The organism is Draconibacterium mangrovi, assembly GCF_010586825.1.
In the GTDB taxonomy this organism is placed as follows: Bacteria; Bacteroidota; Bacteroidia; order Bacteroidales; family Prolixibacteraceae; genus Draconibacterium; species Draconibacterium mangrovi.
Genome location: NZ_JAAAGB010000001.1, coordinates 1 through 20343, shown reverse-complemented (window position 1 = coordinate 20343; position 20343 = coordinate 1). Strand labels below are relative to the sequence as shown.

Sequence of the window (20343 nt, the reverse complement as noted above, 5' to 3'; positions counted from 1 at the left end):
CCAGAACTTAAGTGGCTTTGCGCAACTTGTAGTGCAATAATCAGTTAGCTGATCAGTGTGGAAAGATGTCACATTTTGCGGAAAAAAAGCACAATTCACAGTGTTGCCAATTGTGCAGAAAACCGACAAATTAATGCGGTGTTCAATTGTCTCCAAAATGCAGTGTGAACAAGCCCTTAGTCTACCATCTCATTTGGTACTTTATGTTCCTTGCTTTTATCGTTTACCGCAAATTCGATTTTGTTTTCCAATTGACGAACCTGATTCTCTAGCTGTTTAATCGATTTGTCTCTGTTTTTAATTTCGTGATTCTTTTTTGCACGATAGGGCAGCGATAAAATAAAGCTGGTCATGGCGCCAAACGTAACGGCTACAATTATTACCAACGACAAATTGGACTCGATGCTCCATTCCCAGAAATTAATAGAAACTACTGCCGAATTGTTTAATGCAAACAAAACAACAGCCAGTATAACGAGTAGTATTCCTATAAATGTTTTTTGCATGGCTATTTATTTTTATTCCTAATTCTCAAAATCAATGTAGGCGGGGATTTGTCCGGGTGAAAACATTATTTCGTTTAGTGCTCAGTGTTTCAATCAGCCTGTTACACCGTTCATAAGGCAACATACGTGCCCGGCATTCTTAATAATGTTTATTCACCGGAAAATGCAGCAGGTACGCGCTTTTGATAGATGGACTGCGAGCAGATACTATTGCTGTGCAGGTTTCCGGTTGTAGAATTTTAGAGAATAGTGTGGAAAAACTTCACTTAAAAAGGCGTGTTTGAAGGATAAACAGCCAACTGTGCGCATGGCATAGTATTTTCACCGAATTCTACTGTTGAATTAAAAACAAGTAACATGAAAATGAAAAACATCACAATGAAAGCATTTAAAAAACGGATGAACTGGATTTTTATCCTATTACTTTCTACCGCTGTTCTTTCGTGTAATTCTTCGAACAAACAAAACGAGAACAAAGAAGAATTGGCTGAAGACCTGCAGGAAGTAAAACAGGATGTTAATGCTATTCTGGAAAAGGATAAAAAGGAGTTAAAAATGGAAATTGACTCTGCTATTGCCGATTTTAACGAAAAGCTTTACGATTATGAAGATGAGTTAAGAAAAGGTACCAAGCAGGTAAATACAGAGACGAAAGATTTAATCGAGGAGCTAAAGATTAAAAGCGACTCGTTAACCGTTAGGGTTGATGAAATGAAGGACCAGGGAGAAGAAACCTGGGACGAATTTAAAGAAGAAGTACAGTACGACACCGAAAATTTTAAGGAAAGTGTTGCGGCCTTCTTTGAAGATAATAAGTAGTAAACATGAAAAAAGCCCCGGCAACTTTAAAGTTGCCGGGGCTTTTTGTTTTCAGGATTGGCTTCCTTTTCATTCATTTTTAGGATAAAAATTACGCATTTTTATAGGAAAGATTGTCCGCGAAGTGAAATAACTTAAATAGGATATGAAATAGTAAAAGAAGGGGAGGTACAAGCCTGCATTGTGTTTTTCGGCAGATATGCGTAACTTAAATCAAATAAAAGAACCGATAAAAACCGACTTGTTATGCTTACACAATATGTATTGCTTGCTGTTTTTGGTATCGCCATGGCACATTTCGAGGGAGTGGTGGTGGTTTATCTCCGAAAAGCCATCGGACTGTTGGATGCTGATTCGGAAGCGGGAAATAAAGAATTACTGGAGAAGGTTCCAAAGCGAACGATAAAGATTGAAATGACGCGCGAGGCCGCAACCATTATTATGTTGGTAACACTGGCATTACTGGTTGGTAATTCATGGCTTGACCGGGCAATGGTTTTCCTTTGGACATTTGCTTTCTGGGATTTGTTTTATTACGTATCGTTGTATGTGCTGATAAAATGGCCGCCAAAGCTCACTACTATCGATGTTTTATTCCTAATTCCACGTCCGTGGATTGCCCCGGTGTGGTTCCCGGTGGGAATATCAACACTAACCATTATTAGTATTGGGGTGTTGTATTTGTTGCCGGGGTTATAGCAAAATAAGAATGCAACTCATCAAAGTACAGATGATTTGCTTTTAAGTGAGCTGCAATTTTAAATGTATTCAAAAGTCTGTTTCAACATAAGAAAATACAGTTTTGTATTTTTTTGATTATCATTGCAATTGAATTTTCACGGACAGATGAAGTCGCTAACTAACGAGATACTACAACTTTTGAATAATAAGCAAGAGGCTGCTTTTGAAGTGGTTTTTAAATTGTATTATCCTCGCCTTGTTTATTTTGCAAAAGAATTTGTTCCTGAAGGGGAATCAAAGAACCTTGTTCAGGATGCATTTATTGCCATGTGGGATAAAAAACCACAGTTTTTAAACGAAACACAACTTCAAAGCTATCTGTACACCAACGTAAAGAACAATTGCCTGATGTATTTGCGTCACGAAAAAGTGAAGAAAAAATACCGTTCAGAGGCAGTTCTTCAAAAACAAAATCAAGTTTATACAGAAGCTTTATCGGATCTCGATACTTCCACCGTAACTTTTCAGGAAATAGAAACTATAATTCAGAAAACGCTTTTGGAACTACCGGAGCGTTGTCGCGAGGTTTTTATTTTAAGCCGTATGGAAGGAAAGAAAAACAAAGAGGTGGCTGAAGATTTAGATATCTCAGTTAAGGCAGTTGAAGCCCAGATTACCAAAGCCCTTAAAACCCTCAGAATCTCACTTAAAGATTATCTCCCATTAGTTGCCTGGCTGCTTTTTAGCATTAAATAGAGAAAAATACGGTTCTGCTAAGTGTGCAGTTAGTCAGTGTTTTATAATTTTTATTGCCCGGGCAGTAAAAAAATGATGTTTTTATTAATAGGGTAAAAGCAAGTTTAGTCATTTAACTAGTAACAATCGCAAAATGGATTCAGAAAAACTAATACATAAGATAACAGAAAAAAAGGCGCTGAAAGATTCAGACGAGCTTTTAAATTATATAAACGAATCGGGGGAGAACAGCCGGGAATATATTCGTTATAAAACACTTTGGGCTTTACTGCAAACAGGTAACGAAATGGATGACGAAACCATAAATCAAGGATTTAATGCAGTAAAAAGAGGTGTTAAAGGCCACCGGAATTCAATTCTGCTGAATATCGCAAAATACGCGGCTATTATTATCCTGGCCGTTTCTGCAGGTTATTTGGTTCAGTATGCCGATTTTAATAATGAAATTGCTATAAACGAGATTTTTGTGCCAAAAGGAAACCGCACGTCAATTGTGTTACCCGATGGTACGAAAGTTTGGTTAAGTAATGGTACCAGACTGGTTTATCCTGAAAATTTTGTAGGAGATTTCAGAAATGTGGAGCTTGAAGGAGAAGGATTCTTTGAAGTAACACACGATAAAGACCATCCCTTTATTGTAAACGTGGGGGAACACCGCATAAAAGTTTTGGGAACCAGGTTTGCTGTGGTGGCATACCCCGATGACGATGAGGTAAAAGCAGAACTGGTTTCAGGAAAAATTCAATTTGATATTCAATCTGGTGTTACCGAAGAGAGTTACAGATCTTTTATGGTAAAACCAATGCATAGTTTAGTTTATGACAAAACCTCCGGGAAGGTGTACGAATCAATCATCCCGGATGGTTTTCATGATTACTGGCAAAAAGGCATTTATAGCTTTAAGGATGAACGATTTGATTCGCTGGCAATCAAAATTGCCCGTATTTACAATGTTGAAATCATATTTGGCGACGAAGAGCTTAAATCACGCATTTTTACCGGTACTTTAAGTGTGGATGACAATATTTACACCCTTATGGAGGTATTTAAAAGTGCTTCGGGTAAACCCTTTGATTACTATTTTGACAGTGGAAAAATATATATCGACAAATAGCTAAAAATAATGCCTATGTAATAAACCAAATTTATGAACTAAAAACGGGAAATGCCTGGCCGCACTTCCCGTCTGTCAGGAAACACTCCTAAGGTTTCCTTTTGAGAATCAATAAATAAGCCAATCGGCTCAATTATCGAACTTTAACACGTTAAATGTATGAAAAAAACTAACATTTGCAATGGGGAGAGTTGTATGCCTCATTTCAAAAAACTAATGAAAATTATGAAGATCACATGTTTGCTTGTAGTAGTAGCATTTGTGCAGGTTTCGGCTTCTACATATGCACAATCAACAAAGTTAACATTGGACATGAAAAATGCCCGGCTAGCTGAACTATTTGAACAAATTGAAAAAACCAGTGAATTCCGCTTTTTTTATGACAGTGAACAAGTTGATCTATCGAAAAGGGTATCCATTACTCAAACAAATTCCAATATCGTAGATATCCTCTCGGAAGTTTTTGCAGGAACAGAATATACCTACGAATTAATGGACCGACATATAATTGTCAAACATTCAGAAGCGTATAATCTGGCTACTGGAATAGCGATTGGATCTCAACAAAATGGAATTACCGGTAAAGTTACCGATATAAGTGGTGAGCCATTACCAGGTGTGACTGTTGTGGTAAAAGGTACTACAAAAGGTACTGTTACCAATGCTGATGGAGAATATTTCTTAACAAATATTTCTGAAGGCGATATACTTCAGTTTTCCTTTGTAGGTATGCTTACCCAGGAGATTGAAGTTGGAACACAGACTAGTATTAATGTTTCAATGGTTGTTGATGCTATTGGGATTGAGGAAGTAGTGGCCATTGGTTACGGTACGGTAAAAAAGGCCGATTTAACCGGTGCAGTATCTGTTGTTAAAGCTGAAGAGTTTAAAAACGTTAGCGCACTGTCGGTTGGCGATGCAATACAAGGACTTGTTGCAGGTGTAAACATCCGGTCAAGTGGCGGAATTGGCAGCGAACCAGTAGTTGAAATCAGGGGGTTGGGTAACTTTACCAACAATAATCCTTTGTATATTATCGATGGATTGCCAACATCTGGTAATCGCGATTTTAACGTAAATGATATCGAGTCAATCCAGGTATTAAAAGATGCTTCTGCAGCAGCGATCTACGGTTCAAGAGCAGCCAACGGTGTAATTATTATCGAGACCAAGAAAGGTGCTGCCGGCGAAATGAAAGTAAACTATACCGGAAAACTTTCCATTGATCAGCTTCCGATGATGGATTTAATGGGACGCGAAGAGTGGATTGATATCACAACTCAGGCATACGAAACAGCCATCGCTGATGGTGTTCCTGATGTTCATGCGGTTCCAAACTGGATGGATGGAAACACCGACTGGAATGATGCCGTTTTTGAAACTGCAATTGTACAGGATCATAATTTATCGTTTTCAGGTGGCAGCAAAGACGGAAGGTATCTGGTTTCCACGAATTATTACGATAATCCGGGAACCGTTTACGGTACTTCAATGGAGCGCTACAGTTTCAGGGTAAATACAGAGGGAAGTAAAGGTATTTTCACTATTGGTGAAAATCTGGCTGTGAGCAACACCTTTGTAGAAAACCAGAATTCTGTCTTTTCAAAACATATTGATGTACTTCGAATGTTACCGATCATTCCGATATACGACGAAAACAATTTTGGCGGTTATGGATATGGGAACGAAGCAACGGCAAGAACATTCGGATCGAATCCGATAGCTACAGAAGATTTAATGTATAACAGTGATGAGAACCTGAGGATCAGGGGTAATCTTTATGCCACACTTGACCTTTTTAAAGGCTTTCAGTATAAGTTAAACCTGGGTTACGAAACAAGCCGTGATAATCATAAATGGTTAAGGAAAGAAGGAAATTTCACGCTTAATCAACCATACGAGCCTTCTACCCGATATGAAAATAAAGCCAAATTCGAAAATAAGTTAATTGAGAATACTTTAACTTATAAAAACCAGTTTGGTAAACACGATATTAGCGCAGTTGTCGGTAACTCTTACCAGAATACATACTATGAAATGATTGCTGCCGAAAAGAAAAATCTGGTTCAGGTAGGCGAGCGTTATTTTGATGTAATTGATGCGGGTACCACCGATCCGAATGCCTGGGGAAATATCGGCGAATCGTCGTTAATTTCGTATTTCGGACGATTGAACTACACGTATGCAGAAAAGTACTTATTGAGTGCAACATTCCGTTACGATGGTTCTTCAAAATTTGCACCCGATAATAAATGGGGATTCTTTCCATCGGTTTCTGCAGGGTGGAGAATAAGTAAAGAAAATTTCTTTAACGTTCCGTGGATTAACGATTTAAAGTTAAGATACAGTCACGGTACACTGGGTAATGTAAACATTGGTAACTGGGACTATGTGGCAGTTCTTAACTCGTTCCCGGTTGCAGTTTTTGGATCAGATCAGCATTTGGAAAATGGTATGACCCAAATAAAACTGGTAAATTCAGATCTTAAATGGGAAGAGCAAACCCAGGAAAACTTTGGTCTTGATGCCGCTTTCCTTGATAGTAAATTGCAAATTAGTGCAGAGTATTTCATCTCGACAACTAAAGATGTACTAACACCAATGCCAATTTTGTTGACAACGGGAAATGATGGAGGAAATCCATATGTTAATGCAGCAAGCTTACGAAACAAGGGATTTGAGTTTTCAGGATCGTGGAGAGATACAAAAGGAGGATTTAAGTATTCTCTGGGAGCAACATTTACGCGTTTAAGAAATGAAGTGCTGGAATTTGGTTATGGAAAAGTAGAGCAATATACCTGGATAACAAAAACCGAAATTGGTGAACCGTTAGCCATGTTCTATACGATTAAAACAGATGGCCTTTTCCAGAATGAAGGCGAAGTTCTGGCCCATAAAAATTCGGACGGAACCGTTATTCAACCCAATGCAAAACCCGGTGATATCCGCTACGTGGATGTAAATGACGATGGCCAAATTAACAATGAGGACAGAACGATAACCGGAAATCCATGGCCAAAATTTGAGATCGGATTAAATGGTCAGGTGAGTTATAAAAACTTCGACTTCAGTTTTGCCGGTTTTGGCTCATTTGGTCAGGATGTATTTAATGGAGCTGCCAGTTGGATGGGCGGATTCTCGGACAATACAAACCACCTTTCAGGATATAAAGGATGGACCGAGGAAAATCCAAATACAGAAAATCCAAGGGTAATATATGCCGATAACAGAAATGCACGTGGTGATCAGGATCGCTGGATTGAAAAGGGATCGTATTTCAAAATCAGACAAATGACGTTGGGGTATACATTCCCTGAAGCACAGCTGCTTAATGTGTTTGATAATATGCGTGTATCTGTAACAGGACAAAACCTTATTACGATTACTAATTATACTGGTCTCGATCCTGAATTTAAGTCACCCGATATCTGGGTTAAAGGACAGGATGATGCTGCTTATCCGTCGCCGAAATCAGTTGTTTTTTCACTTTCATTCCAATTCTAATTTAGAAAAATTATGAAAAAGATATTTATATACAGCCTATTAGTACTGGTTTTCTCGGCAATGTCTTGCTCCGAAGACCTTATTGATATAGAGAACCCAAACTTTCCAACAACGGCTACTTTTTGGAAAAGCCCTGAAGATGCCCAATTGGGCCTGGATGCGGTATATACCATGTTTTATAAACCAGGCAGTTGGACACGCTGGATCTATTTTCGCTTCGATCTGACATCAGACGAAGGATACAGTCAAAGTCCGTGGAACGAATTGAAGGAGTGGACCCGGTTTATTTATTTCAACTACAACTTCTGGGAAGGTAACCGGTGGATGTGGCGTGATCACTATAAAGCTATTTTCCGTTGCAACCAGGTGCTTGACTATGTTCCTGAAATAGAATTCAGCAACCAGGCCGACAAAGATGCCATACTGGCACAGGCTAAATTCCTTCGGGCATTTTACTATTACAACCTTGCACTGATGTTTGATAATGTTCCTTTGGTGCTTAACGCTTCCCAACCTGACGATATTCCTGAACAAGTTTCAGAAGCACAGGTTTATGATCAAATCAAACTCGATCTTCAGGATGCAGTAAATGGTTTGCCTGATCAATGGGACAACAGCAATCTTGGACGCCCGACTAAAGGTGCAGCATTGGCACTTCTCGGAAAAGTTCATATGCAGATGCACGAATGGCAGGAGGCTAAAGATGCTCTTTCGTGGTTGGTTGAAGGAGGCGGAGCCGGTTATTACGACCTGGTAGCTAACTACAAAGACAATTTTATGCATACCACCGAGAATAATATCGAATCGGTTTTTGAAATCCAGTTCTCTGATGTAAATCCAAGGGGTGACGGCGATGTGCCTAACCAAAACGTTGGATCAAACAGGGCTCAGTTTTTTGCTCCAAGAGGTATTGGCTGGTGCGATGGACAACCCAGAAGATGGTTGGTTGATGAGTATAAAAAAGAATCAACCACCGACGGACAAATCGATCCTCGTTTACGTGCCAGTATTTTTTATCCGGAGCTACAGACAGATTATCCGGATGAAAAAATTTATGGTCGTGACTGGCAAGCAGGATGGGGAACCGACTGTTTCTTCAGGAAATATCAGGGCGACTACTACAGGAACCATGAAGACTATTACTCGCCTATAAATTTCCGTGTAATCCGTTATGCCGATGTGCTGCTTTTATATGCTGAATGTTTGACCGAGCTTTCAAGCGGTACACCTCCTGCATTGGCAGTCGAATGTGTTAACAGGGTTAGGGAACGTGCAAATCTTCCAAAACTCGAAAATAGTACGTTGTACGCTTCGGCTGTTACATCAAAAGATGATTTCCTAAAACGTTTGCAAATGGAACGTTCACTGGAGCTTTGTCTGGAAGGTGTGCGTTGGGCCGACCTGAAAAGATGGAATTTGTGGGAATCAAGCGAAGGTTTAAATGAATTGATAAGCCGCGACCAGGACTTTAGCAATTTTGTTGTAGGAAAGTCAAGCCGTATGCCTATTCCTCAAACAGAAATTGATAATAATCCAAATTTGGATCAAAATCCTATGTATTAATTTTTGTATAGGAATCTACAGGGCCTTTGTACTCAAAGGTCTTGTAGATTTTTTCACTTTTTAAAACCCTACCTACAATGAAAACGAAGCAGTTTGTAACTATCTTTTTTCTTTTTTTTCAGGTGTTTGGTGTGTTAAGCTTAAACGCGCAGCAGCCCGATCCGCCAGGCCAGGTAAAAGAAGGTGAGCAACCCGTAAACGAAGCCTACTTGTTCGCACACATGACCCATCAGGATTATGGCGAGTTGTACTATTCGGTTAGTCTCGATGGTTTGCATTGGCACGCATTGAATGATCGTAAGCGGGTGTTTGATGATTATCATGGACACCCCGATATTTGTAAAGGGCACGACGGTCGTTATTACATTGCAGGAAATACGGGAGATGGGTCACCCGATATCAACTTCTGGGTTTCTGATGATTTAATTAACTGGGAAAAATACAGTACCCTTACTCCTGATTTAAAAAGCACTCCCGATTATTCGTATGCACTTCAAAGAATCGGAGCTCCAAAAATTTATTTCGATCAGGATTCAAAACAGTATGTGGTAACCTGGCATACGCCTCATAAAGAAGGAGGAGAAACCTATTGGGCAAGCCAAAGAACGCTTTATGTATTGTCGAAAGATTTGAAGACTTTTTCTGATCACCCAACACGATTGTTCGAATGGGATATGGGAACTATAGATGTTTTTATACGGAAAATTGGCGACGACTATTATGCGGTAATAAAGGATGAAACTTACCCAACGCTTTACTGGACTACCGGTAAAACTATCCGAATTTCGAAGGCACCATCTTTACTCGGGCCCTATTCCGAGCCAGGTCCATCAATAAGCCCTAATTTCAGGGAAGCACCTATGCTTGTTCCATCGCCAAACAATAAAATCTGGTACCTCTATTACGAGCAATACCCAGGTGTTTCATATGGTCTTTCTATCGCTGATAACATGAATGGACCATGGTACCAGGCATCGGGTTACACCTTTTTCAGTGATTGGGATAAATACAGTCTTCCTTCATCGGTTAGGCATGGATGCATGATTACTATTTCAAAAGAAGAATACGATCGATTAGTGAATCATTTTGGCATTGTAACGGAATAACATCACATTGGTGTTTACATGAGGGAATACATAATGCTCGGCAGCGCCTTTACTCTATTATAATGAAGCCGTAAAAACAGGAATGGACGTTAAATAACTTAATAATGAAATTAATAATCATCTTTTCGCTCATATTATTCTTTGCCACACAAGTAGCGGCACAGAAAATCCAGGAAATATTTTATGCTGATCCCACGATTTATGTGGAGGGAGATACGTTTTATTTGACTGGAACCGGAGGGCACCGGGTAGGACCATCAGGATTCTCGATGTTGGAATCCAAAGACCTGAAAACCTGGAATTCGCCGGCAGGTTCAACAAACGGGATTCATATGATCATGAAAAAAGGAAATCAGGCTTTTGGAGAAAGTGGTTTCTGGGCTCCTCAGATATTCAGAGTTAATGAAACTTATTATTTGTCGTACACGGCCAACGAGCAAACCGTATTGACAAAATCAAACTCCTTAATGGGGCCTTACAAGCAAGATAAAGTTGCTCCGATTGACGGTTCTGAGAAGAATATTGACTCGTTCATCTTTCAGGATGAAGATGGCAGGTACTACCTTTATCACGTGCGCTTTAATAACGGCAATTACTTGTGGGTGGCTGAGTTCGATATGGAAAAAGGTAAAATAAAGCCGGAAACATTGAAAAAATGTTTTGATCAGACCGAGCCCTGGGAAGCTACTCCAAATTTCGAATCAGCACCAATTATGGAGGGGCCAACAGTTTTCAAATTAAAAGACAAATACTATCTGTTTTATTCAGCCAATCACTTCAAAAATATCGATTATGCGGTTGGTTATGCGGTTGCCGATTCGCCATTTGGACCATGGATAAAGCAAAAGAACAGCCCAATTATTCATCGTTCCATAGTAGATGAAAACGGCTCGGGGCACGGCGACTTTTTTGAAGGACCAAACGGACAGTTGTATTATGTGTATCATGTTCACTTTAGTAATAATCAGGTTAGTCCTAGAAGAACAAGAATAGTTCCTGTAAAAAAAGAGTGGGACGCCAGCTCTGGCCTGTATAAGTTCACCGTTGAACCCGGTAAAATTATTGTGCCGGTAGTGGCAGAAAAATAAACGGCCAGTTTTTATTGAAGGACATCGTTTGAAGGCAGCCTGTAGTTGGTCTCAATTGGCAGGCTCCGGCTAATTCTGACGTACGATTATCCCCCCCGAACTATTTTCCAGGAATGAAGTTTTTTGTTAGTCGGATACCCATAAGTTATGGGAAGAAGATATCAGAACTTTTATTTCACCGGAAACTAAATTCCTGGAAGGATGACAAAAGAACCGGTTGTAAGGTTTCAAAAACAAACAGCTGGTGTTTTTAAAAACCTGATCTGTTACGATCGTAAAAATTAAATAAAGTATGAAAAATATATTCTTGTATTGTGTGGCAATATTATTCTTGTTACCGTTTTCATCGTGTAGTGAGTCGCAACCTGAAGATCCCGGGATAGACCCCGAACCGAAAATTGCAAAAGTACCTTTAGGCGATCCTTTTATTATGCTTTGGGAGGGTTCTTATTATGCCTACGGAACGTATTTGAATGACGGTATTGCAGTCTTTGTTTCAGACGACTTGTTAACCTGGAGTATTCCGGAGGGCGCCGATAGAGGTTTGGCACTAAATAAAATGGATGTATGGGCCGACCGGTGGTTTTGGGCGCCAGAAGTTTATCATGTAAACGGAAAGTTTTACATGTACTATTCGGCCGACGAGCATATTTGTGTTGCAACAAGCGACAGTCCTTTAGGACCGTTTACACAAGATGTTTACAAGCCAATGATTGAAGGTGAAAAGTGTATCGATAACTCGTTGTTTATTGACGACGACGGCAAGCCATATTTATTTTTCGATCGTTTTAACGATGGCCTGAATATTTGGGTGGCAGAGTTGGAGGACGACTTGACGACGATAAAAACAGAAACCATGACAAAATGCATTAACGTTTCTCAGGCTTGGGAAGAAGTATGGCCGCGGGTAAACGAAGGTGCATTCGTGATAAAACACGATGGTACCTATTATATGACCTATTCGGCCAACAGCTACGAAAGCCAGTTTTATGGAATTGGTGTTGCAACGGCGTCAGATATTAATGGGCCATGGGTGAAATATGAAAATAATCCGGTTTATCAGAAACCGGGAGATTTGGTAGGTGTGGGACATAGTGCCCTGTTTACGGATAAGGACGGAAACCTTCGAAAAGTATTTCATGCTCACAATAGCCAAACCAATATTCATCCTCGTCATATGTATATCACCACTGTAGAGTTTACCACTGTAGGAGGAAAGAAAACAATGAGTATTGGCCCGGATTATATCATACCGAAATTGAAATAGAAGTATGAGCAGAATATTATTCATAACAGGATTTCTTTACTGTATCGTTTTTTTTATGGCCTGCAATAAAGAGGACGGGATTGCAGAGGAACGGGAAGTTCCGTCCATTAAACAAAATATTAATGGGACCAGAATTGCATGGGATTATAGCAGCATGGTAAAAATTGCTCCTGCCGATGGCCGCACAATAGCTTATTGCGGATATTCGCGACTGATACAGTTAAACAATAATCGATTGGCCTGTGTGTACGAAACCTCGGCGGGCAATGTTGAGCTGGTATTCAGTAATGATTTGGGGCTGACATGGAGCGTTCCGCAAATTATTTTTGCAAAAGAGAATAACATCAATATGGCAGTGCCTGATCTAATTGAATTGAGTGATCATTCGTTACTGATTGCCTGCAACCCACGTCCTCTTGAACCGTATTCTGATGATCGAAAATTTGGAATTAAAGTAAGAAAAAGCACTGATGGCGGTGAAAATTGGTTCGATGAACAATTACTTTATGAAGCGCAGTCAACTTTTAACAATGGGTGTTGGGAGCCTTCATTTGCCCAGTTGCCCGATGGTGAGGTGCAATTGTTTTTCTCGAACGAAGGAATTTATACTTCTTCCGACGAACAAAATATTTCGGTTCTAAGATCAACGGATAACGGGGATAATTGGACGGAAGAGCCGGAAATTGTCGGATTCAGACAGGGACGCCGCGATGGTATGCCGGCTCCACTTGTGCTTGAAGATAAAGGGGAGATAATTGTAGCTATTGAAGACAACAAGATTGGACAATTTAAACCCGGTATTTATCATGAGAAGATACCGGATAACTGGACGGATGGCTATGTAACTGCTGATGATGTTCGCAGGGATTACCATCCGCTGGAGGATCCATTTGATGAGGCTGTTTATGCTGGCGGCCCTTATTTGGCCAGGTTAAAAACCGGTGAAGTTTTACTTTCCTATCAGTCAACATGGAACCGCAGCGATTTGTGGGATCGTTCATGCCAGCATATTGAGATTGGAAATGACTCAGGAAGGCAATTCAAAAACAGAAGTGTACCCTTTAAAATTCCACTGTCAAAATGGGGACTGTGGAACTCAGTTTCAGTTATCGAAGATGGTTCAGTTCCGGTTGCCCTCACTTCAACCAATGCCTATTCGTACAGTGCAACCGAAGTGTGGATGATTAAAGGCCATGTAATTCCTGAATACGAAATAAAGTCAGGGACAGCAGCAGTTGATGGAGCTTTTGCTGAAGAATGCTGGCAGAAGGATTGGCCATATTTTGTTGGGCACGAAAGCAATACGAATTTGTCCGCATCGCTATGTATTGATGAGCATTTTTTGTACGTAGGGATGAAAGTAAGTAACCTGTTGGCTGAATACATCAACAGTAATAAAGTTACTTTCCGGATTGATACGCATCGAACCGGATACGAAAAACCTCATGAAGGTATTTATTCGTTTGAATGTGGATTCGATGGACAATTGGATATCAAACAGGGAAGCTATGGTGGCTGGGAAGAAGAAAGTGTGCCGGCAGATTTGCAATGTGTGGTGAAAAATGTTGGCAGTAAAAGTCAACTCGAATTGGCTATACCATTGCAAATGTTCAACAATATTCTGCCTGACGAAATAGGGGTGAACTTTGTGTTGACGTATCAGGCAACAACTGGCAGAGTGGATGAACCATTGGCGAATTGCGAAGAAAACAGCCCTTACACCTGGTGTCTGGCAATAATTAAATAGAAATATCAACTTTAAATAAATCAATACAGAAATGAAACGAGTAGTTTTTTTTATGCTTGTAGCTGTTGTAGCATTTTCAGCTTGTCAGACTAAAACTAAAAATGCTGAAGAAAAGATAGTAAAAACAGAACCTGTTGCCAAGATATGGACTGTGGAACAAGCTAAAGCCTGGGGTGATGAGCACGGCTGGCTTCGGGGTTGTAATTTTAATCCGAGTACAGCAATTAATCAGTTGGAAACCTGGCAGGCAGAAAGTTTCGATCCGGAAACCATCGATCGTGAGTTGGGCTGGGCCGAAGAGATTGGTATGAATTGTATGCGGGTGTATCTGCACCACGTTGCCTGGGAAGTAGATAAGGAAGGTTTCAAGAAACGAATGAGTCAGTATCTTGAAATTGCAGACAGCCACGGAATAAAAACCATTTTTGTGTTTTTCGATGATTGCTGGAATGCAACTTACCAGGCCGGTAAACAACCCGATCCTAAACCGGGCGTTCATAACTCAGGATGGGTACGCGATCCAGGTGATTTAATTTTTGAAGATCCTGAATTGGTAACAACTTTAGAAGCCTACGTAAAAGATGTTTTAACAACTTTCAACAACGATAACAGGATTGCAATTTGGGATCTATATAACGAGCCTGGTAACTCTGGTTACGGTAACCGTTCCATGCCTTTATTACAAAATGTATTTAACTGGGCCTGGGAAATCCGCCCGTCACAACCGGTTTCGGTAGGTGTTTGGAATGCTTCTTTAACAGATCTGAATAAATTTCAGCTGGAAAATTCCGATATTATCACTTATCACAATTATGAAGGTCCTGAACAACATCAGGCTGCAATCGATACATTGAAAACAAGAGATCTGCCAATGGTTTGTACCGAGTATATGGCGCGCCGCAACAACAGTTATTTCCAGAATATAATGCCGATTCTTCACAAAGAAAATATAGGAGCAATTAACTGGGGATTGGTAGCAGGAAAATCGAACACTAAATATGCATGGGACGAACCTATTCCGGATGGATCGGAGCCCGCACTTTGGTTTCACGAGATTTTCCACCCAGATGGAACACCTTACAGCCATGAAGAGGTTGATGCAATTAAAAGTTTAACCGGCGTAGAATAGTTTTACTAAATTTTTAACGAGAGATAATTAGCAGGTGATTTTATATTTTCCTCATCGCAATTGTTGCTTTTTTTTAAGGCGTACCAGCCTGACCTTCAGATTAGAAAATTGATAATCCTCTGCTGCAAAGTCTGGAAATCGATATATTTTGAAAGCGTGGGATGGAATTTATTACATGATCGGAACCGGTCGCGTAAAAGACGACTTTAAAATGTATTCATCTTCCTACTTGCAAAACTTCAAGGAGGATGGCCATATTTATCAGGACAATACTATCGATACGTGGAATATTGTCAATTTCCGGGCTCCGGAGGTGTAGGAAGACGATCGTAAGTTTGTCCGCTGTTTTGTACTGGTTGGCGCTAATATCCAACCAGAGAACCGTATAGTTTCAGATTTGGTGTAGCCGTTATCGATAATCCAAAAGGAACTTTTACTGATTTGATGGTTCATCCGATTTTTGACAAAGGAAATCAGGGGCCAGCTATGTTTGCCTATGCTTTTATTATAGGTGTTAGACATGGCTGGCTCGATGCTGAAGAGTATGCACCCGTAGCCCGCAAAGCCTGGATGGCTCCGGTTCCGTGCGTTGATGAAAATGGGGCAGTAGCGGAAGTTTGTGTTGGCACCAACAAAAAAAATGATAAGCAATACTATTACGACCGTCCACGAAGAAAAGGAGATTATCACGGGCAGGCTCCGTACCTTTGGTGTTTGAATGCGCTTTTGGAAGAATAGAAGACAGTACATTCGAAAAGAATGTCAATATGTATGGTGAGCTGCCTGTCAAAGGTCTAAAGTATATTTGTCTTTAAAAAAGAACAATTGTACTATGAAAAGTACATCATAACTGTTATTTTCAACCTTTACTTTGAAACCAATCTAAACTTTGAATAAATCTATCAAAAAATGAAACTATCAACTTATTTATTACTGGCAGTTGCACTGTTGTTGACTAATATTTGCGTAGCTCAAAATTATTTTGATGATTTTCCTGTAATGGCAAATCCCAAAACTGTTGGCGATAAGCTAAGCAAACGATTTCTGGAGAGTAAACACCAGCTTTATGGCGACCGAGGTATTCATTATGCTGAAGTTTGCACCTGGTACGGGGCGCTTAAATTTGCCGAACTTACCAACGATCAAAAATTATTAAAGGAGCTGAGAACACGTTTTGAATTATTGTTTCATATCGAAAAAGACCTTCTTCCTCCGCCGATTCATGTCGATCAGAATATGTTTGGCAGCCTGCCTTTGAGATTATATACCATGACCAAAGATGAACGTTACCTCGAACTTGGATTGCCTTATGCTGATTCGCAGTGGATGCTTCCACCCAATGCAAACGAAGAAGAACGCAAATGGCATGAACAAGGATATTCATGGCAAACCCGCCTTTGGATCGACGATATGTATATGATCACAGTTGTACAGAATCAGGCATATAAAGTAACCGGTGATCCGAAATATATTGATCGGGCGGCAAATGAAATGGTGCTTTATCTGGATGAAATACAACGTCCCAACGGACTTTTCTATCACGCTCCTGATGTGCCTTATTACTGGGCGAGAGGAAATGGGTGGATGGCAGTAGGAATGGCCGATTTACTTTATGATTTGCCTGAGAATCACAAGGATCGTCCACGTATTATGGAAGGTTACTTAGCTATGATGAAAAGTCTTAAAGCGTATCAAAGCCCAGGTGGTATGTGGAATCAACTCATTGATGAACCGGATTTTTGGCCCGAAACATCAGGAACAGCAATGTTTACCTACGCATTTATCATGGGCGTTAAACATGGTTGGCTTGATGCTGAAGAGTATGGTCCGGCGGCACGTCAGGCCTGGTTAGCCATGGTACCGTATATTGATGAACAGGGTAACGTAACCGAAGTTTGTATTGGAACAGGTAAAAAGAACGATAAACAATATTATTATGATCGTCCACGCCCTGTCGGAGATTTTCATGGACAGGCTCCATATATATGGTGTGTAAATGCTCTTTTAGAGAAATAGGCAGCTTCGCTTCAAAAATTATCACGAGCTAATGAACGAAAAAAGTGAATATTCTGATCCTGCTGTTAGTGTAGTTTCATATCACTATTTGAAGTGGGGAAGAACAAAAAAAAATGTACTGAAATGACAATAATTCAATAGTCAAAATGTAAGTTTCATGAAGGAAATAAAGTCTGGTTTATTCATATTAATTCTGTTATTTTCGTTTGTATCATCGGCAAACAGAAAAGATAACAGGCCAAATATCTTTTTTGCGATCAGCGACGACCAATCATTTGCACACACAAGCTTTGCAGGTTGCAAGTTTGTAAATACTCCGGGCTTCGACCGGGTGGCTCGTGAAGGTGTTTATTTTAGCAATTGTATTGCCGGATCTCCGGGATGTGCGCCAAGCCGCAGTTCGATTGTTACAGGCCGCCACCACTGGCAAAATGAGCAATCGGGGCAACACGCTTCTTCATGGATGAAAAAACACATTCCATTCGTTGATTTGCTCGAAGCTAACGGTTATGCCACCGGCAGAACCGGGAAAGGTGTCGATCCATTCCAGTATGCCCGTTCATCAAATGACTCACTTTGGCGATCGACCAATGCGGCGGGTATCGAACATAGCCATATTGTATACAAAAAAGGAACGCCTGGCGATGAACGAACCGCCAACGGAATTAGCGACATCAACTACTTCGAAAATTTCAAATTTTTTCTTGAAAATGTTAAGGGCGATAAACCATTTTTCTTCTGGTATGGCGCTAAAGAGCCACACCGTGGTTACGAAGAGGATTCATGGAAACGAAACAACAAAAATCAGCATGACATAAAAAAGGTACCTGAGTTTTTCCCGGATAACGGCATTATACGGGGAGATATGCTTGATTATGCAGTTGAAATAGAATGGTTTGATTTGCATTTGCAACGAATGCTCCAGTATCTTGATGAAATTGGCGAACTGGAAAATACCATAGTAATTGTTACGGCCGACAATGGAATGCCGTTCCCACGGGCAAAAGCCAATGGGTACGATTATGGTATACATGTTCCTATGGCCATTCGGTTTCCAAAAGACTTTCCCGGAGGGCGTGTAGTCGACGTTCCTGTAAGTTTTGCCGACCTTGCTCCAACCATTCTTTCTATTACAAAAACCGGTTCCGAAGGCATGCTTTCCATGTCGGGAGAAAGTATGATTAATATTCTTGAATCGAAGAAACAGGGAATTGTCGATCCTTCCAAAAAGTATGTATTTTCAGGGCGTGAAAGACACTCGTCTTCACGTTATGAAAACCGGGGGTACCCGCAGCGAATGATTCGCAGCAAAGATTTTCTGTACATCTGGAACATTAAACCCGAACGTTGGCCTGCCGGTGCTCCTCAGCGAATAAAACCCGGAACAGAGGATGAATTATTGCCGATGTATGGAATTGATGAAGATGGACAGCACCATTCCGACTGGGCATTTACCGACATTGATGCGTGTCCCACAAAATCGTACACTGTGGAACATTACGATGAGTCCGAAATTCAACCTTATTTTAATCTGGCGGTTGCAAAAAGGCCTGAAGTTGAATTTTTCGACATAAAAAACGACCCGTATTGTCTGAGCAATCTGGCAGGGAATCCGGAATATTCGGCCATAGAACAGGAAATGAAAGATGCGCTGATGAGTGAATTGAAGAAATCAGGCGATCCGCGTGTTGTAGGGCCGGATAAGGAAGTTTTTGATTCGTATATTCGATACAGTCCAATGCGCGAATTTCCGGCACCTGAGAAGTAGTAAATAACTCCGGACAATAGGACAATGTATTAGAATACGAACCTTAATGAATTAAAAAAGTATAATGAATATTGTAAAAAAAGAACCAATGAGAGTATTCGTATTATCTGGTTTGCTAGTGGTGCTTTCCTTGTTAGGAAATGCTTATACTAACAAATCATCCAACGAATGGAAACAACTATTCGATGGCAAAACATTAAAAGGCTGGAAAGTATTAAACGGAACAGCCGAGTATAAAATTGAAGATGGCGAGATAATCGGCACCAGTAAAGCAGGTACTCCAAACACATTTTTAGCTACTGAAAAAAACTACGGCGATTTTATTTTGGAATACGAAATGAAAATGGAAGCCGGATTGAATTCAGGAGTGCAAATCCGAAGCAACAGTCTGAAAGATTACAGAGATGGCCGCGTTCACGGCTACCAGGTAGAGTGCGACGATTCAGAAAGACGCTGGTCGGGAGGAATTTACGATGAGGCACGCCGCGGCTGGCTTTACCCGCTGGAATACAACCAGCCGGCAAAAAAAGCCTACAAAAACGGCGAATGGAATAAATACCGTGTGGAAGCCATTGGCAATACCATCCGCACCTGGATAAACGGACAGCCGGTTGCCAACCTGGTTGACGATTTAACTGCCGAAGGTTTTATCGCACTTCAGGTGCACTCAATCGGAAACAGTACAGAAAAGGAAGGCAAAACCATTCGCTGGAAAAATATCCGAATTAAAACCGAAAACCTGGAAAGCGTCCGTATGCCAATGCCGGAAGGAGTTCGGGAAGTGAGTTATTTAACCAATACGCTTACCGAAAAAGAAAAGAGCAATGGCTGGAAATTGCTTTGGGATGGGAAAACCACAAAAGGCTGGCGCGGAGTAAAACTGGATAACTTCCCGCAACGAGGCTGGCACATTGAAGACGGCACTTTGGTGGTTGAAAAAGCCGATGGAGCAGAATCAGGAAATGGCGGTGATATCGTTACCGAAAAAATGTATAAAAACTTTGTTCTGGAAGTTGATTTTAACCTGACTGAAGGAGCCAACAGCGGAATAAAATATTTTGTACAAGGCAATCTGAACAAAGGAGAAGGTTCGGCAATTGGGTGCGAATTCCAGATCCTTGACGACAAAAAACACCCCGATGCAAAAAAAGGAGTGCTGGGCAACCGCACACTGGCGTCGCTTTACGATCTGATTCCGGCCAACGGAAAGTTTTATGATCCAAATCTCCAGCAGAAACGATTTAACGGCATAAACAGCTGGAACCGCGCACGGGTTGAA

General features: G+C 40.6%; 17 protein-coding genes. 16 read left to right on the top strand and 1 reads right to left on the bottom strand.

Annotation, left to right across the window (positions count from 1 at the left end; translation table 11 throughout):
• Positions 1-176: 176 nt before the first annotated feature.
• Positions 177-506 carry a LapA family protein gene (locus G4420_RS00085; RefSeq protein ID WP_163321599.1) on the bottom strand — a complete coding sequence of 110 codons (330 nt, stop codon included), beginning with the start codon at positions 504-506 and terminating at the stop codon, positions 177-179.
• Positions 507-863: 357 nt separating this feature from the next.
• Here G4420_RS00085 and G4420_RS00080 point away from each other — a divergent pair, with 357 nt between their 5' ends.
• The 16 genes from G4420_RS00080 to G4420_RS00005 form a co-directional block, all read left to right on the top strand.
• Complete coding sequence (locus G4420_RS00080; protein ID WP_163321598.1) at positions 864-1325, top strand: hypothetical protein; 462 nt, start codon at positions 864-866, stop codon at positions 1323-1325.
• A 246-nt stretch (positions 1326-1571) separates the two neighbouring features.
• The gene (locus G4420_RS00075; RefSeq protein WP_163321597.1) at positions 1572-2024 is read left to right on the top strand and encodes a hypothetical protein; all 453 of its coding nucleotides are present in this window, start codon (positions 1572-1574) and stop codon (positions 2022-2024) included.
• A gap of 147 nt (positions 2025-2171) precedes the next feature.
• Positions 2172-2762 (top strand): RNA polymerase sigma-70 factor, encoded by a 591-nt coding sequence (locus G4420_RS00070; RefSeq protein ID WP_163321596.1) that lies wholly within the window; start codon positions 2172-2174, stop codon positions 2760-2762.
• A 133-nt stretch (positions 2763-2895) separates the two neighbouring features.
• Positions 2896-3876 carry a FecR family protein gene (locus tag G4420_RS00065; RefSeq protein ID WP_163321595.1) on the top strand — a complete coding sequence of 327 codons (981 nt, stop codon included), beginning with the start codon at positions 2896-2898 and terminating at the stop codon, positions 3874-3876.
• A gap of 225 nt (positions 3877-4101) precedes the next feature.
• Entirely contained in the window at positions 4102-7380 is a 3279-nt protein-coding gene (locus G4420_RS00060) for a TonB-dependent receptor (RefSeq protein WP_246241498.1), read from the top strand.
• 12 nt (positions 7381-7392) lie between these two features.
• Positions 7393-8943 (top strand): RagB/SusD family nutrient uptake outer membrane protein, encoded by a 1551-nt coding sequence (locus G4420_RS00055; protein WP_163321594.1) that lies wholly within the window; start codon positions 7393-7395, stop codon positions 8941-8943.
• Between the two features lie 77 nt (positions 8944-9020).
• Positions 9021-10049, top strand: coding sequence for a glycoside hydrolase family 43 protein (locus G4420_RS00050; RefSeq protein ID WP_163321593.1), 1029 nt, complete (start codon positions 9021-9023; stop codon positions 10047-10049).
• A gap of 104 nt (positions 10050-10153) precedes the next feature.
• Positions 10154-11137 (top strand): glycoside hydrolase family 43 protein, encoded by a 984-nt coding sequence (locus G4420_RS00045; RefSeq protein ID WP_163321592.1) that lies wholly within the window; start codon positions 10154-10156, stop codon positions 11135-11137.
• 292 nt (positions 11138-11429) lie between these two features.
• Entirely contained in the window at positions 11430-12404 is a 975-nt protein-coding gene (locus G4420_RS00040; protein ID WP_163321591.1) for a glycoside hydrolase family 43 protein, read from the top strand.
• A 4-nt stretch (positions 12405-12408) separates the two neighbouring features.
• Positions 12409-14151: a sialidase family protein gene (locus tag G4420_RS00035; protein WP_163321590.1), complete on the top strand. Its 1743-nt coding sequence runs from the start codon at positions 12409-12411 to the stop codon at positions 14149-14151.
• Positions 14152-14182: 31 nt separating this feature from the next.
• Positions 14183-15280 (top strand): glycoside hydrolase 5 family protein, encoded by a 1098-nt coding sequence (locus G4420_RS00030; RefSeq protein ID WP_163321589.1) that lies wholly within the window; start codon positions 14183-14185, stop codon positions 15278-15280.
• 148 nt (positions 15281-15428) lie between these two features.
• On the top strand, positions 15429-15599 hold the full coding sequence (locus G4420_RS00025; protein WP_163321588.1) for a hypothetical protein: 171 nt from the start codon (positions 15429-15431) through the stop codon (positions 15597-15599).
• A gap of 92 nt (positions 15600-15691) precedes the next feature.
• Positions 15692-16018 carry a glycoside hydrolase family 88 protein gene (locus tag G4420_RS00020; RefSeq protein ID WP_262888316.1) on the top strand — a complete coding sequence of 109 codons (327 nt, stop codon included), beginning with the start codon at positions 15692-15694 and terminating at the stop codon, positions 16016-16018.
• 171 nt (positions 16019-16189) lie between these two features.
• Positions 16190-17296, top strand: a complete 1107-nt coding sequence (locus G4420_RS00015) for a glycoside hydrolase family 88/105 protein (protein ID WP_163321586.1) — start codon at positions 16190-16192, stop codon at positions 17294-17296.
• 157 nt (positions 17297-17453) lie between these two features.
• Complete coding sequence (locus G4420_RS00010; protein ID WP_163321585.1) at positions 17454-19064, top strand: sulfatase family protein; 1611 nt, start codon at positions 17454-17456, stop codon at positions 19062-19064.
• 88 nt (positions 19065-19152) lie between these two features.
• Positions 19153-20343, top strand: a 1191-nt coding sequence (locus G4420_RS00005) for a 3-keto-disaccharide hydrolase (RefSeq protein ID WP_163321584.1), incomplete at its 3' end; no start/stop codon positions are given.

Coding starts and splice junctions, on each gene's coding strand:
- G4420_RS00085 (WP_163321599.1), bottom strand. CDS start 506: ATGCAAAAAACATTTATAGGAATACTACTCGTTATACTGGCTGTTGTT.
- G4420_RS00080 (WP_163321598.1), top strand. CDS start 864: ATGAAAATGAAAAACATCACAATGAAAGCATTTAAAAAACGGATGAAC.
- G4420_RS00075 (WP_163321597.1), top strand. CDS start 1,572: ATGCTTACACAATATGTATTGCTTGCTGTTTTTGGTATCGCCATGGCA.
- G4420_RS00070 (WP_163321596.1), top strand. CDS start 2,172: ATGAAGTCGCTAACTAACGAGATACTACAACTTTTGAATAATAAGCAA.
- G4420_RS00065 (WP_163321595.1), top strand. CDS start 2,896: ATGGATTCAGAAAAACTAATACATAAGATAACAGAAAAAAAGGCGCTG.
- G4420_RS00060 (WP_246241498.1), top strand. CDS start 4,102: ATGAAGATCACATGTTTGCTTGTAGTAGTAGCATTTGTGCAGGTTTCG.
- G4420_RS00055 (WP_163321594.1), top strand. CDS start 7,393: ATGAAAAAGATATTTATATACAGCCTATTAGTACTGGTTTTCTCGGCA.
- G4420_RS00050 (WP_163321593.1), top strand. CDS start 9,021: ATGAAAACGAAGCAGTTTGTAACTATCTTTTTTCTTTTTTTTCAGGTG.
- G4420_RS00045 (WP_163321592.1), top strand. CDS start 10,154: ATGAAATTAATAATCATCTTTTCGCTCATATTATTCTTTGCCACACAA.
- G4420_RS00040 (WP_163321591.1), top strand. CDS start 11,430: ATGAAAAATATATTCTTGTATTGTGTGGCAATATTATTCTTGTTACCG.
- G4420_RS00035 (WP_163321590.1), top strand. CDS start 12,409: ATGAGCAGAATATTATTCATAACAGGATTTCTTTACTGTATCGTTTTT.
- G4420_RS00030 (WP_163321589.1), top strand. CDS start 14,183: ATGAAACGAGTAGTTTTTTTTATGCTTGTAGCTGTTGTAGCATTTTCA.
- G4420_RS00015 (WP_163321586.1), top strand. CDS start 16,190: ATGAAACTATCAACTTATTTATTACTGGCAGTTGCACTGTTGTTGACT.
- G4420_RS00010 (WP_163321585.1), top strand. CDS start 17,454: ATGAAGGAAATAAAGTCTGGTTTATTCATATTAATTCTGTTATTTTCG.